14 protein-coding genes and 2 pseudogenes are annotated in these 13,924 nt (G+C 58.6%); 5 read left to right on the top strand and 11 right to left on the bottom strand.

Going from position 1 to position 13,924, the window contains the following annotated elements:
- Positions 1-269: 269 nt before the first annotated feature.
- From bioD to bioB, 4 genes are read right to left on the bottom strand one after another with little or no spacing between them, the layout of a single operon-like run.
- The gene (gene bioD / locus ESO89_RS05940; RefSeq protein WP_128904690.1) at positions 270-929 is read right to left on the bottom strand and encodes a dethiobiotin synthase; all 660 of its coding nucleotides are present in this window, start codon (positions 927-929) and stop codon (positions 270-272) included.
- Positions 926-2,128, bottom strand: coding sequence for an aminotransferase class I/II-fold pyridoxal phosphate-dependent enzyme (locus ESO89_RS05945; protein ID WP_128904733.1), 1,203 nt, complete (start codon positions 2,126-2,128; stop codon positions 926-928). Before ESO89_RS05945 ends, bioD begins: the two co-directional genes overlap by 4 nt.
- Positions 2,129-2,143: 15 nt before the next feature.
- Positions 2,144-3,190 carry a transcriptional regulator gene (locus ESO89_RS05950; RefSeq protein WP_128904691.1) on the bottom strand — a complete coding sequence of 349 codons (1,047 nt, stop codon included), beginning with the start codon at positions 3,188-3,190 and terminating at the stop codon, positions 2,144-2,146.
- Between the two features lie 21 nt (positions 3,191-3,211).
- Positions 3,212-4,327: a biotin synthase BioB gene (bioB, locus tag ESO89_RS05955; protein WP_128904692.1), complete on the bottom strand. Its 1,116-nt coding sequence runs from the start codon at positions 4,325-4,327 to the stop codon at positions 3,212-3,214.
- Positions 4,328-4,546: 219 nt separating this feature from the next.
- Here bioB and ESO89_RS05960 point away from each other — a divergent pair, with 219 nt between their 5' ends.
- Positions 4,547-4,759 (top strand): HAMP domain-containing histidine kinase, encoded by a 213-nt coding sequence (locus ESO89_RS05960; protein WP_164932749.1) that lies wholly within the window; start codon positions 4,547-4,549, stop codon positions 4,757-4,759.
- Between the two features lie 200 nt (positions 4,760-4,959).
- On the opposite strand, the gene thiC is transcribed toward ESO89_RS05960, so the two are convergent.
- Positions 4,960-6,408, bottom strand: a complete 1,449-nt coding sequence (gene thiC, locus ESO89_RS05965; RefSeq protein WP_128904693.1) for a phosphomethylpyrimidine synthase ThiC — start codon at positions 6,406-6,408, stop codon at positions 4,960-4,962.
- 568 nt (positions 6,409-6,976) lie between these two features.
- Here thiC and ESO89_RS05970 point away from each other — a divergent pair.
- Positions 6,977-7,285: pseudogene (locus ESO89_RS05970) on the top strand (transposase); the annotation flags it as partial.
- 290 nt (positions 7,286-7,575) lie between these two features.
- On the opposite strand, the gene ESO89_RS05975 reads toward ESO89_RS05970, so the two are convergent.
- Positions 7,576-8,364, bottom strand: coding sequence for a TrmB family transcriptional regulator (locus ESO89_RS05975; RefSeq protein ID WP_128904694.1), 789 nt, complete (start codon positions 8,362-8,364; stop codon positions 7,576-7,578).
- An 83-nt stretch (positions 8,365-8,447) separates the two neighbouring features.
- Here ESO89_RS05975 and ESO89_RS05980 point away from each other — a divergent pair, with 83 nt between their 5' ends.
- A complete protein-coding gene (locus ESO89_RS05980; protein WP_128904695.1) occupies positions 8,448-8,780 on the top strand; it encodes a DMT family transporter in 333 nt (110 codons plus the stop codon).
- A 94-nt stretch (positions 8,781-8,874) separates the two neighbouring features.
- Positions 8,875-9,120 (top strand): annotated as a pseudogene (locus ESO89_RS05985) (FAD-dependent oxidoreductase); the annotation flags it as partial.
- Positions 9,121-9,211: 91 nt separating this feature from the next.
- Here the strand turns inward: ESO89_RS05985 and ESO89_RS05990 are convergent.
- The 4 genes from ESO89_RS05990 to ESO89_RS06005 form a co-directional block, all read right to left on the bottom strand.
- Positions 9,212-9,586: a transcription initiation factor IIB family protein gene (locus tag ESO89_RS05990; protein ID WP_241686138.1), complete on the bottom strand. Its 375-nt coding sequence runs from the start codon at positions 9,584-9,586 to the stop codon at positions 9,212-9,214.
- 446 nt (positions 9,587-10,032) lie between these two features.
- The gene (locus tag ESO89_RS19475; RefSeq protein WP_432508932.1) at positions 10,033-10,173 is read right to left on the bottom strand and encodes a DUF7563 family protein; all 141 of its coding nucleotides are present in this window, start codon (positions 10,171-10,173) and stop codon (positions 10,033-10,035) included.
- Positions 10,174-10,177: 4 nt separating this feature from the next.
- A complete protein-coding gene (sufB, locus tag ESO89_RS06000) occupies positions 10,178-11,608 on the bottom strand; it encodes a Fe-S cluster assembly protein SufB (RefSeq protein ID WP_128904697.1) in 1,431 nt (476 codons plus the stop codon).
- Between the two features lie 174 nt (positions 11,609-11,782).
- Positions 11,783-12,079: a hypothetical protein gene (locus ESO89_RS06005; RefSeq protein WP_128904698.1), complete on the bottom strand. Its 297-nt coding sequence runs from the start codon at positions 12,077-12,079 to the stop codon at positions 11,783-11,785.
- 182 nt (positions 12,080-12,261) lie between these two features.
- Here ESO89_RS06005 and ESO89_RS06010 point away from each other — a divergent pair, with 182 nt between their 5' ends.
- Entirely contained in the window at positions 12,262-13,062 is an 801-nt protein-coding gene (locus tag ESO89_RS06010) for a sulfite exporter TauE/SafE family protein (protein ID WP_128904699.1), read from the top strand.
- 105 nt (positions 13,063-13,167) lie between these two features.
- On the opposite strand, the gene ESO89_RS06015 is transcribed toward ESO89_RS06010, so the two are convergent.
- The gene (locus ESO89_RS06015) at positions 13,168-13,854 is read right to left on the bottom strand and encodes an SCO family protein (protein ID WP_128904700.1); all 687 of its coding nucleotides are present in this window, start codon (positions 13,852-13,854) and stop codon (positions 13,168-13,170) included.
- Positions 13,855-13,924 lie beyond the last annotated feature (70 nt).

Genomic DNA, 13,924 nt, shown 5'->3' on the forward strand with positions numbered 1-13,924 from the left:
CGCCTGATTTCTGAGTGGCTACACTGGCCGCAGTCGCTGCAAATCCATAGAATAGTTGATTTCTAGACAAGAGTGGCGTCCACAGCGGGACTCGAAACCAGACCTCGAGAATAGATTCGTCCAATATTGCGCATCACAGCCCCGCTAAACCCGGTGTAGTCTCAACTTCCAAACTCCCCCCAGAAGTTGAGACTGGTCGTCTCAATGCATACGGCTCTGAGACGGATCAATCCCGGAATCTATCAACCCCTCTGCGTCCGTCGTAGGCGCTATTCAGGTAATACGCTCGGCGGAAGGTTTTCCTTTACCGCTGTCACCGCTTCGCCCGGCGTTTCCAGGTCGAGTCCCGGCACTGTGTACACTGGCAGATCGACCATTGATTCGAGTACGTCGGGGTTCGTCCGCTCGGCGAGCGTTTCGCCAGCGTAATCGTTGAGGACGACACCGCACACGTCAAGACCGCGTCGTTCGAGAGCCTTGACGGTCAGCGCGCTGTGATTGAGCGTGCCGAGTCCCGAGCGCGCGACTACGAGCGTCGGTAATCCGAGATCGGCGGCTAGGTCGACGACCTCCATCCCCTCAGCGAGCGGCACCCGGAGACCGCCAATCCCTTCGACGACACCCGGGTCGGCAGCGTCTAGTTCGCGCCGACAACCCTGTAGGATCTCGTCGTAAGAGAGGGCGACATTTTCTACGTCTGCGGCAACTGCCGGGGCAAGCGCGGGTTCGAGATAGCGCAGGCAGACACTGGCGTCCTCGCTTCCCGCGGCTTCGGCGACGAAGCCGGCGTCGTCGTCCGGTGGAAAGCCGGTCTGTGCGGGCTTGATACCGACCGCATCGCGGCCGCGATCGCGGAGACAGCCCACGAGACCGGCGGTGATGACGGTCTTGCCGACACCTGTGCCGGTGCCAAGCACGAAGAGACTCATCGCAACCCTACCTCCTCACCGGCGGCCTCGAACGCGTCAAGACAGCGGTCGAGTTGCTCGCACGTGTGTGCGGCTGTGGGAGCGACGCGCAGCCGTGACATTCCCACGGGAACGGTCGGCGGGCGGATGACAGGGGCGAGCACCCCGCGGTCGCAGAGCGCTTCATCGAGCGCGACCGCATCCTCCCGGTCTCCGACCAGCACGGGCAGGATGTGGGTCTCACCGAGCACCTCGAAGCCGAGGTCCTCAAACCCCGACCGGAGGTAATCGGCGTGATCCTGGAGCGTCTGGGGGCGGTCCGTCTCCCGTGCGATACGTAGCGCCTCCTGTGCGGCACCCGCCGCAGGCGGGGAAAGCCCGGTCGAGAAGACGAACGAACGGGCCGCATTCGCTAGGTACTCGATGAGCATCTCATTCCCGGCGACGAACCCGCCTTGGGCACCGAGCGCCTTCGAGAGGGTCCCCAACTGGACATGAATCCGGTCTTCGAGTCCCAGCTGACCGACCATGCCGCCGTCGTACACGCCCGTCGCGTGGGCTTCGTCGACCATCACCCACGCGTCGTGGCGCTCGGCGGCCGAACATATCATTCTGAGTGGAGCGATGTCGCCATCCATGCTGAATACCGAATCTGTCACGACCAGCCAGGACTCCTCCCTATCTGCTTCGCGGGCACGGCGATCCATGGTCGCCCGGAGGTCGCTGGCGTCACAGTGGTCGTACACCTCGATATCGGCGCCGGAGAGCCGGCAGCCGTCGATGATGGAGGCATGGTTGAGTTCGTCGGAGAAGATCGCGTCGGGGGCGAGCGCCGTAATCGTCCCAATGTTGGCGGCGTACCCCGAGGAGAACGCCAGCGCACGCTCGGTTTCTTTCGATTTGACGAGTGCGTGTTCGAGCTTGCGGTGAGCGGATGTATCGCCCACGACGAGCCGGCTGGCGCCCGCGCCAGTGCCGACTTCATGGGCTGTTCGGGCGGCTGCCTCGGCCAGTCTGGCGTCTCCCGCGAGCCCGAGGTAGTCGTTGGCTGCGAACACCAGCATTTCCTCGGCATCGGCGTCGAAGGCCGGTACGTCGGCACCGGGGTCGGGCACCCGGCGAGCCCTCGGCTCGACACGGTCGACAGGAGCGAGGTCGCGACGGAGCCCACGCTCTTCCCGGGACTGGAGGCGTGCTTCGAGGTCGAACCCTCGATCCATCTGCTGCTGCACGGTTCAGAACCCGGGCATGAGCTCGGCAGGCCCGTAGACGCCGTAATCGCCGGTCCAGTTGCGGCGGACGGCGGCCTTCAGGTAGCCGAGTGCAGGGCCGTTCACGTTGGCTTCCATGCTCGTGTCGTCGTCGAGTTCGAACGTGTTGGTACCGACCTCGCCATCGAACGTGCGACCGGTGACTTTGACGGTCGTCGTTGTGGGCTTCTCGTCGTTGCGAAGGTCAAGGACGCCGCCGACGGTCACGTCCTCAGCGTCGCAGATACCCGCCCGTTCGAGAAGCACGTCGTCGGCGTGCTCCATGTCGTTGAACTCGATGACGCTGTCGTGAGCGTCGACGATCTCCTCGATCTCCTCGTCCGAAAGGGCGCGTGCCGATTCGATATCGTAGTCGGGGAGGTGGGCGATGTCCTCCCGGACGGTGCCGCGGTTGTCCTCGTAGCCGGATTTGAGGCCGACGCCCCACCAGATTTCGACCTCCTCGATCTCGATGAACGACTGGGCGGCGAGTGCCGCCGCGCCCGTGAGGAGGCCGGGTGTCGCGCCCGCACCGCAGACAAATGTGATGCCTGATTCTTCCAGTTGTTCCTCGCGGTCGTCGAGCATGCCGATGACACGTGAACGCTTGAGCACGTCGACGAGGACGCCCTCGTAGCCTGCGTTCGCGAAGCGCTCGGCGACAGTCGGAATGAAGTCGTGTTCGAGGTTCGGCAGCGCGATGAGTACCGCGTCGATGGCCTCGTGTTCGGCGATGATGTCCTCGATGGGCGTCTCCGTCGGCTCGGCCTGTGTGGAGGCGACGACGCCCTTGTCGTCGCCGTGTTCCTTGATGTCGTCACCGCCGGATTCAACGGTAGTCCCGCCGTCGGAAGCGATGTTCCCCTCCGTTGCGGCCAGCAGTTCGTCCACATCAAGGCCGTCGTGGTTGACGGCAACCCCATGGCGGTCGCAGGCTGCGATAGGGGTGAGTTCGTCTTTGTCCGCGGAGACTTCGAGTGCGCGACGGCCGATACCACCAGTGCCGAGAACGGCGAAGTTGATGTCGTTCATAGCTGTTGCTGTATCTCTGTGTTAGCCATCAGACACTTCCGCCTTGCTCGTGGCTGTCCCGACCGCCGTATCCGCGGGGTCGGCCGAGTCGCCATCACGGGATTTCACTTCTTCCGGGTCGAAATCGTTGACCTCGGTATTGGGCTCCATGCCGGCCTGCTCCATCATCTCGATGTCGTCGCCGGGCGACTGGCCCTCGGTTGTGAGGTAGTTCCCGGTGAGGATGCCATCCGCGCCGGCCTCGAAGGGAAGGTGTTGCTCGTCCTCAGCGAAGTTGACCTCGCGACCGCCGGTGAGCCGCACTCGCGCGTGCGGGTGGAGCAGTCGGTAGACCGCGATGGTCTTGATGGTCTCCGCCGTGGAGATGAGTGCTTCCTCTCGGTCGTTGAACATCGTCCCGGCGACCGGATTGAGGATGTTGACGGGGAGCGAGGAGACCCCGATGTCCTGGAGCGCGATGGCCGCGTCCACGCGGTCGGTAGGCGATTCGCCCATGCCCAGGATAACGCCGGCACAGAGGTCCATACCGGCTTCCTTGGCGACTTCGAGCGTCTTCACGCGGTCTTCGAAGTCATGGGTCCCGACGATTTCGGGGAAGAAACGCGGCGAGGTTTCGATGTTGTGGTTGTAGTGATTGAGCCCTTCGTCCGCGAGAATCGCAGCCTCTTCTTCGGTGAGGATCCCGAGGGAGGCGTCGACTTCGACGTCGGTTTCGTCTCGTACTAAGCGGATTGCGCGGATGACGTCGTCCCACTCGTCGGGGCGTTTTTCCTTGGAGACGCCTTTCTCGGCGACGACGACGCCAAAGCGCTGGGCGCCGTCGCGTTCGGCTTGCTTGGCCGCCTTGAGGATTTGTTCGGGGTCGAGAAAGCCGTAGGTGTCGATACCAGTGTCGAAGTGGACTGACTGCGCACAGAACCCACAGTCCTCTGCGCAGTTGCCCGCCTTCGCGTTCACGATAGAACACGCGTCGACAGTGTCGTCGCCGAGCTGGGAGCGGACGTAGTCCGCTCCCTTGGCGAGGGGCTCGACCGGCTGGGCAATCAGTGCGAGTCCATCCCGGCGGTCGAGTGTCTCGCCGTCGAGTACGCGGGCGACAGCGTCGTCGACGGTGCGATTTCCTATCTCGTAAACCACACTAGCCAAGCCAGTTGACGAAGATATAATTCTTGGGTTTCCATTCACGGCAGTGCTCAGATAAGGATGGAGGGTGAGGCGGAGCGAGGTCGAGGCGATTGATCTTGCGGAGACAGTGAGTGCTGGCAGACCATTCCAACAGCCGATACGACGCTGGTCACCGACACAGAGCAAACGATTCAGGCTGATGCGAGTCAGCTCCGGCAAGTAGTAGAGAATTTGATTCGGAATGCGGTCGGATACGGGAGTGCGGACGTGACCGTGACGATTGGTGAGTTGGAGGATAGCTTCTACGTGGCAGCCGATGGGCCGGGTATCTCTGAAGACGTAGGTGAGCAGGTGTTTGAATCGGAGGACTCAACCAACGGTGAGGGCCTGGGCTGTATATCGTCAAGCAGTTCGTTGACGCTCACGGGTGGGAGATCACCGTGACCGACAGCGACGAGGGAGGCGCACGATTCGAAATCACTAGTGTCCAGACTGATAGATAGACGCTCTGAGTCGGTCACGCTACAATGGTTGAAATAGACCGAGAAGAATCGCTAAGTACAGGATACATAGTCAGCACAGGTTTTGAAGTCGCGATCACTCGTATTGAGTGGCCCAAAAATAAATTTCAGAACTGTTGAAGGTTAATCGTCTGCGTGTGATTCTGCAGGAGTAAATGCGACACCATTGATTTCGACTTCATCAGGAACGCGACTCGTGTCGTGGGTTCCAACCGGGGGGAGGTTCACTTCCGCAGATGACGAAGCGTCAAGATCGGTCTCATCATCAATCGAAGACATCTCACCGTCGGCATCCCGTGCGTCTTGGTCGATCCGCATCGAGCAAAACTCGACACCACACATCGAGCAGAAACGAGCTTCCTTGTAGTTGTCGCCAGGCAATGTCTGATCGTGGTATTCTTGGGCACGCTCGGGATCCAGTGCGAGTTCGAATTGCCTGCGCCAATCGAACTCGTAGCGCGCTTCGGAAAGTGCATCATCCCAGTCACGTGCACCCGGAAGATCATTCGCGACGTCAGCAGCGTGGGCTGCAATCCGATAGGCTGCGAGACCGTCTCTCACGTCCTCTTCGTCAGGGAGACCGAGATGTTCCTTCGGTGTAACATAACACAACATCGCCGCTCCTGCACGAGCAGCCTCGGTCGCCCCAATCGCGCTTGTGATATGATCGTAGCCCGGCGCGACATCGGTGACTAGCGGGCCGAGGACGTAGAATGGTGCACCGTCACAGACGTCTTGTTGGCGTTCGACGTTATCGGCGATCTCGTCTATTGGGACGTGTCCGGGGCCTTCAACCATGACTTGAACGCCGTGGTCCCATGCGGTCCGAGTCAGTTCGCCGAGTGTGTCGAGTTCGGCGAACTGGGCTTCGTCGCTCGCATCTGCGAGACAACCGGGACGGAGGCCATCGCCCAATGAGAACGTCACGTCGTGTTCCGCGAAGATTTCGCAGATTTCCTCGAATTTCGTGTACAGCGGGTTCTGCATCCCATTCTCTTCGATCCACTGGGATAATATAGACCCCCCTCGCGAGACGATTCCAGTCTTTCGGCCGTCTGTCAGTGGAAGATGTTCCATCAGCACGCCTGCATGGATAGTCATATAATCGACGCCCTGCCTGGCTTGCTTCTCGATAATGTCGAGCAGCAGTTCGTGGGTGATCTCGGCGGGACTGTCAACACGCTTGACAGCCTCGTAAATCGGGACGGTTCCGACCGGCACGGGTGAATGCTCGATATTAGCGCTACGGATGTCATCAAGATCCTCGCCGGTTGAAAGGTCCATCACAGTGTCGGCACCATAGTGGACCGCAGTGTGGAGTTTCTGGAGTTCGCCTTCGATACCACTAGTCGTGTCGCTATTGCCAATGTTCGCGTTGACCTTTGTAGAAAATTCCCGTCCGATAATCATCGGGTCAAGCGATTCGTGCGCATGATTGTTCGGAATGATGGCTTGTCCGTCGGCAACCTGCTGTCGAACAAAGTCCGGATCACAGTTTTCGCGCTCGGCAACTCGTTTCATAGCAGATGTGATTTCGCCTGCTTTGGCCTGCTGAAGCTGAGTCTCTGCCATCAATAACCAAGTTATACTACTAAGTAATATAGCCATGGGAAGGACGACTTGTATTCGCCACTCTGTAGCGGAGTGAGATTTGAGTAAAACTACTTTCTGCGAGCGTGTCATAGAAAAGTTCACGCACAGTTTCTTTCGGGGTAGTAACTAGCGAATCTCCTGCTAAACTCTCCCGCACACCGACCGTTTGCTGCAGTCGCTCGCGTTGCTCGCTCCTTGGCAAAAGCTCGACCAAAAGCCTGCGAGCCTCCCGATGGTCGGCTCTTGGCCTCGCCTTCGGCGAGAGAACCGGCGACCTTCCGGGTCCTCCGGACCGCTCGGTCGCCGGACAGCTGCGGTAACTAGATCCTCTATACTGATCAGTTAGACGGATTCTTGGCCGGGTCGTGGCCAGTATCTCGTAGTGGTTGCGACCTGGGAGTCACAGCGCACGGTCTTTCGACGAATCGCTCAACAGCCGTACGTCCAGTGGCCAGTCTATGATTCGACGCCGTTGTACGATCAAACCTCACTCGCCGGATTAGAATCGGATATTCAAATCGTCTCGGAAGTCTGGTTTACTCACCACGAACACGACGACCACGGGCAATATTCGGTGTTCATGACAAACCGAGGAAGTGGCCTTCTCACTGAGTATGGCTATCGTTGGGAGATCGAGAGCGGCTACAAATCGATCAAACGGTTCATGGCCGCTACAACGTCGAAGCACTTCGGCCTGCGGTTCTTCTACTTCGCGTTCGCCTGTTTGCTGTACTCGATCTGGCGAGCGGTCGATCTACTCGTGCAGGTCGAGTTGAACGGTGAGTATGAACACTCGCCGATCGTGACGGCTGATAACACGCTGACGCTGGTGAAGAAAGAAACCGGAATCGGATAGTAATGGGGCTCTCCCCGTGGTAGCGCAGCATCTGAGTGACAACGCTGTCGGACGTCTCCGAAATTCGCGTATATGGTTGTAAGTTCAACAAGACAGGCCGTTTGGTGAGGAATCTGAGTCAGTCTCCACTAATTGAACCGGCCAAATTCACGCATCACAGCCCCGCTAAACCAGGTATAGGCTCAACTTCCAGGCCCGACAGTAGTTGAGGCCGGCCTTCTCAATGTACAGAGACAATATCGGTTTGAGTCAATTACATCACATCACGTCTTCCTCCCATCATCACTGTCTCACTCAAGGAGGGGAACAGCATCGGTCCACAGTCGTTGGAAGTACTGCTCAAACTCGGAGACTACTTGCGAATCTTTGATCCCGATCACACCGATCCTGTCTTCACCAGATACTGGATGTAGCACATCGATCGTTGTCTCCACATTGTCCACGATATCAAACGAAAGCGCAATCTCAGGAGCCGTTCTGACAGTTATGTCTGCGAGCTGGTTTTCAATTAGATGTGGGAATCGGTCGGGGAGTACGGTAACTGCTTTTTCACTGAAGAGGAGGTCGACAGACAAATCCGTATTAGCACCCTCGAAAAAGCCTTCCACTTCAGATTGGAGTGTCTCCCACGTCGCATCCTCGTAAGGAGGCCCGACGGCTGCTTTGACAACGCTCTCCGCGGTTCGCATATGCTGCTGGAGTGCTGTACTCATTTCGTCACTCCCGAGCGATCCAAGCCAGAAACTACTCTCTGTTGGTGGTGTCGGCAAAAGGTTCGAACGAACTGTTTCTGCTTTCTCGCGGTAACGATCCCACTCTTGTTTCAGTTCATACGCTCGTTCAGCCAGAAGCCTATCGACGACGGTTTCTGGCTGTACGGCGACGTACTGATTTGGATCGCTTGACTGTCTCCAGATCAGCTTGCGAGCTTCAAGACCGTTTAGTACGTCGTAGATACGGCCTTTTGGAACCCCACTAGTATCAGAGAGTTCAGCTGCCGTCACTGCTCCTGTTACGAGAAGGGTTCGATAGGTCTTCTCCTCGTAACTTGAGAGTCCAAGCTCGCCCAATTCCGTCATGCTTTGTCATTGTGCCTCCAAACAAATTGTAAGTGCTGTTTTGTTTCAGTAGTCGTATATCGGGGGCTTCGAGACCTAACGATATGCATCCGTACGTACTGCTCGCTGGTGCAATACTCTCCGAATTATTCGGGACCACTGCCCTCAAACTCTCCGATGGATTTTCACAACCTGCTCCCAGTATCGGTGTTATCCTCGGATATGGGGCGGCGTTCTATCTACTATCCCTGACGTTAGAAGAATTACCGATGGGTGTCGTCTATGGGACATGGGCAGCATTGGGTATTGTCGGTGTGGCAGGTATTGGGGCCGTTGTTTTTGATGAACCAGTTGATCTGGCAGGCCTTCTCGGAATTGGCCTCATTATCAGTGGCGTCTACTTCGTCAACGTGGTGTCACAGATGTCTGCCCACTAAGATGGTGGGCACCGGGCCTGTGTAGAAACAACCGAAAAGTGGCACTGTGTTCCAACATCTTGTTCGTCCGCTCTTGAGTAGTTGTTCTCCAACGATGTCAAACAGGTATGATGTGATCATCGCTGGGGCAGGTCCAGCGGGGGCGCAGTGTGCACGAGATCTAGCTGACCGTGGGTACGATGTTGTCGTCTTAGAAACCGAAGGAGAAGATGAGTTCCCAGCTCAAAGTAACAAATCTACCGGCGGAACGTTTGCGTCAATGATGACCTCCTTCGGCATCCCGGACGATGTCGTTATGTACGCGACTGAATCAGTAGTTCTTGAATCTCCAAATGAACACTCCTATCCGCAGATGAGCGTCGTCGGAAGCGCTCATCCCACCGTCGGAGGCGGCGCATCTGTTGTCGCTCTTCCCCTGACAGCGCGTTCCCCTACGCATCGGTGTTTTGCCACCCGATCATCGTTGACAACCCCTTATCGTGTAAGAGGTTCGTGCTTGCTGGTCCGACGCGGGAGTCCTGATCGCCGGTGCCGTTCGGCGTGTACAGTTTGATGTTCGTATCAAGCGTCGCATCTGAAACGACGAGTCCACAGTCGTCACAGACCGCATCAACCTCATCATCGGCTCGACGAAGTCGTCCGTGACACTCCGTACACGTAGTCTGACTGTGCCGTTCGTCCCCATTCTCTTCCGAAACGGAGTCGGTAACAGACTGTCCGTCGCCGGTTTCGCTCGATGAGGGCTCATCAGTACCGGTTCTGCGGGAAACTGTGTTCAGCCGCTCTTCGTTAGTGCGCTCGTTCATCACGTGGCATCACCTCTCGTGACTGGGACGGGACAGACGCGTTCGACTATGTGTCTGGCCAGTACTGTTCATTGTGAGCTCTGAGCCGGAGCTGAGTCGCTGATCCTGATACCATGCGCGGTAACTCTCGTAGCAACGGCAGATGGAACTGACCACACTGTCTCAGTGGGCACGGTTACCTCATCGATCGCTAGACAGACGAGTTTCCCTTGTCCCCGTCGCGCCGCAATGACAAATTCAAACTGGCGTGATAGGTTGTCAGTCGCTGTCACGTGGACCGTTGAGAGCCCGTTCGCGCTCTCCCATGTTGTCGTGTCGACGACGCTGAGATCGCCTGCGGGAGTGACAGCAGTCGAGCCACAGGCTGGACAGGACCCGTCGTGCGGGGCCGCTCCGAGGTACCCGTAGTCGGTCTCACACGCAAAGCAGTGTTCCATGGTCTGAGACTAGTATCGGTCCACGATCGTCTCTGCGATGTGTGCCCGACCGGAACATGCTGGACAGGCAACTACGTCACCACCGTCTAACCCGAACACGGTCACAAATTGTTGTGAGACGTGTGCTCCGCAGTGGGCGCACTCCGGCATCGGATTACCCCAGCGAGCCCTCCATTTCGAGTTCGACGAGCCGGTTGAGCTCGACGGCGTACTCGATGGGCAGCTCCTCCGTGATGGGCTCGATGAACCCTGAGACGATCATCTGCTTGGCGTCGTCGTCGTCCAGCCCGCGCGACTGGAGGTAGAAGATGTCCTCGTCGCCGATCTTGCCCACGGTCGCCTCGTGGGCGACGTCGACCTTCGACTCGTTGATCTCCATGTACGGCATCGTGTCCGACGTCGACTCGTTGTCGAACATCAGCGCGTCGCACTCCACGGCGGTCGAGGAGTTCTCCGCGCCGTCCGCGATGTGGACGAGTCCGCGGTAGTTGGTGCGGCCGCCGTCCTTCGCGATCGACTTCGACTCGACGGTGGACTTGGTGTCCGGCGCGTTGTGGTACACCTTCGCGCCGGTGTCGATGTCCTGGCCCTCGCCCGCGAAGGCGATGGTGATGTGGTTGTCGGAGGCGCCGCGGCCCTTCAGGATCGTCGACGGGTACAGCATCGTCGCCTTCGACCCCATCGAGCCGGAGATCCACTCCATGCGCCCGCCCTTCTCGGCGATGGCGCGCTTCGTGTTGAGGTTGTACGTGTTCTTCGACCAGTTCTGGACGGTCGAGTACTGGACGTGGGCGTCCTCGTCGACGAACACTTCCACGCCGCCGCAGTGGAGGTTGAACTTCGAGTACTTCGGCGCGGAACAGCCCTCGATGTAGTGAACTTCGGAGCCCTCCTCGGCGATGATGAGCGTGTGCTCGAACTGGCCCATCCCCTCGGAGTTCATCCGGAAGTACGCCTGGACCGGCATGTCGACAGTAGTGTTTTCGGGGATGTAGACGAACGAGCCGCCGGACCAGATGGCGCCGTGAAGCGCCGCGAACTTGTTGTCGCTCGGGGGGACGCACTTCGTCATGAAGTGCTCGCGGACGAGCTCTTCGTGCTCTTGGACCGCCTCGTCCATGTTACAGAAGATGACGCCCTTCTCCTCCCAGCGCTCCTGCATGTTCTGGTAGACGACCTCCGATTCGTACTGCGCGCCGACGCCGGAGAGTGCGTTCTTCTCGGCCTCGGGGATGCCCAGCTTGTCGAAGGTGTCCTTGATGTCGTCCGGGAGCTCCGTCCAGTCGTCGACGCCGGCACGAACGTCGACGTCCGGGCGGATGTAAGGAACGATCTCGTCGACATCGACCTCGCTCAAATCCGGCTGGCCGGGCCAGTCGGTCGGCATCGGCATCTCTTGAAACTGTTCGAGCGCGCGCAGTCGGCGCTCCAGCATCCACTCCGGTTCGTCTTTGTCCTCCGAGATGACGCGGACCGTCTCCTCGGTGAGGCCCTTCTCGCTTTTGAAAGCAGACTTCTCCTCCTTTTTGAACTCGAAGCGGGCCTCGGTGTTCGTCTCCTTGAGGTCGTCTTGTTTTGAACTCATCAAAGTATTCTTCAGAGACTACGAATATAAGTGTGGTGCGCTGGAACACCCTTTAGTAACTTATACTGGTTTCTTCAACGAAAATGAATAACCTTCCGTAGTTTAATTTGGTTTCTCTACCTAGTAGAATTTAATATGTACAGAGAGGGCTATACCGTACAAACAGAATCATCGTCACTCGTTTGCGAGAACGACTCGACAGCACTCGACCGCTGCTTCGATGTGGCGGTCAGCGACCACGTCGTCCGTTTCGTCAGCCGACTCAAGCAGTGTAGCAACTTGCCGAACCCGTTTCTGTCTGGTTTGCGTGTCAAGATCGTCACTGGTAGCATCGCGGGCGACGGCTTCAGCCTCTCCGAGCCATCGGTTCGTCGCTGGCGGAACTGGGCGATCTGCGGTCGCAGTTAGATGGGCCGCTAGTGCGTCGACCGCAGCCCGCGGCTCGGTTGGGATGTCGATTTCGTCCGTCATCGTCTGTGTATTGGCGCCTACTGTGAAGAATTGTTGCGCCAAGCTACACTCCAGATGCTTTCGAACGTCTCCAGCCGAGTGCGACCTCTTGTTCGCCTACCGTGACACGTCCTCGGTATCTGTCCGGGCTCGTTCGAGAGACACACCAGACGACACAAATCCGTACGCAACCGAGAACGACTATGATCGAGTCGCTCCTCCGGATTGACGTCGTCCTCTTCGTTCTCATCGGCGTGCTCGGCGGCGCACACTGTATCGGGATGTGCGGTCCACTTGTGACGATGTACTCGAAGCAGATGACGCCGCAACCTGACGGCGGGGCGGTGACGGCCAACGACGGGCGTTCCGGTCATCTCACGACCTACGAGGTTCGCCAACACTTCCTGTTCAACGTCGGCCGGGCGACGACGTACGCGATTCTCGGGACCGTCTTCGGCGCGCTCGGAAGCGTCGTGTTCGTCACCGCTGACCAGTTGACACCGATCGCTGACCTCCTGCGAGGTGTTGTCGGTCTTGCGGTCGGAGGGTTCATTGTAGCGACCGGCGTTCGATATGTCATTGGAGGAAGCGGAGCTGATATTCGAATACCCGGCGTCCAGCGCGTTACGTCGTGGCTCGCGGCGAGAGTTCACCGACACGTGAACAGCCCGAGTATTGTCGGTCTCGGCGCCGTCCACGCGTTTCTTCCCTGCCCGATGCTGTATCCCGCCTATCTGTTCGCCTTCGCGAGCGGCTCCCCCACCACTGGAGGAATCGCTCTCGGTGCCCTCGGCATTGGAACGATTCCGGCTGTCTTCCTCTATGGAACCATCATCCAGTCGATCGATGTCGCCCACCGCCGTCGCGTCCATCGGTTGCTTGGCGTCGTGTTCGTTGTGCTGGGATACGTGTTGTTCGCACACGGATTGATGGCACTCGGTGTTCACCTTCCACACCCGATGTTCCCGCATTATCAGCCTCTTGGGGGCGCAATGGGGCACTGACAGAGCACTAGACACTTTTCGCTGGCTCGATATCGGCGACGGGCTCCAGTCAACAACTACGATGCGGAAAACGACAGTAGCTGGCCTCCCGGAACCCACAACCCGTCACGCGGTGGCCACTCGTTCAAGCTCGTCGACGAGACGTTCGATGTCGGTTTGCGGGCCCCGTGGGTACGCCCGCTCGATAATCCCTTGCTTATTGGCGAGGATGATGAGCCCGTAGTGCGGGAAGCGATACTCTAGGTTCTCGATATCATCTGCCGGTTGCTTCTCAATCTTCAGACCGAAGTGCTCATCGTGTATCTCTTGGGCCCGCTCGTAGGTCTCTGGGCGGAGGAAGTGCCAGTTACCCGCATCGAGGTTGACCCCCTGCTGGCCAGCGTACTCACGGAGCGTCTCGGCGGTGTCGCGCTCTGGATCGAACGTGATGGGGAGAAACGTGACCTGGTCGCTATACCCTTCCTCGGCAGCGGCTTCCTGTCCGCGACGGAGCCGGAGAATAAGTGCGGGACACACCCCGTCCGGACAGTTGGTGTAAAATGACGTCCACAGCACCGCGCGCTCGCCCTCGAACTGGCCTGTCGATATCACCTCGCCGTGAATCGGGTCGGGGACGGTGAACTCAGGCATGTCGTCACCGTAGCTCGGAAACGATGCCTCGCTGAGGTCTCGCTCCGGCGGTCCGAGAACAGTTCCTTCGGCGCCACTACTGCCAAGAACACCAAGACAGCCGGCAGTGCTGGCGGTGACTCCCGCGACGCCGGCCCTTTCACAGAAACTCCGTCGGTCCATAAGTTCGCGTATCGGTCTCGCGGTCTTGAGGTATCTGGTGTGACCTTCGAATGCGCCACTCCCGTCCAAT

The organism is Halorubrum amylolyticum (genome assembly GCF_004114995.1).
GTDB classification, from domain to species: Archaea; Halobacteriota; Halobacteria; order Halobacteriales; family Haloferacaceae; genus Halorubrum; species Halorubrum amylolyticum.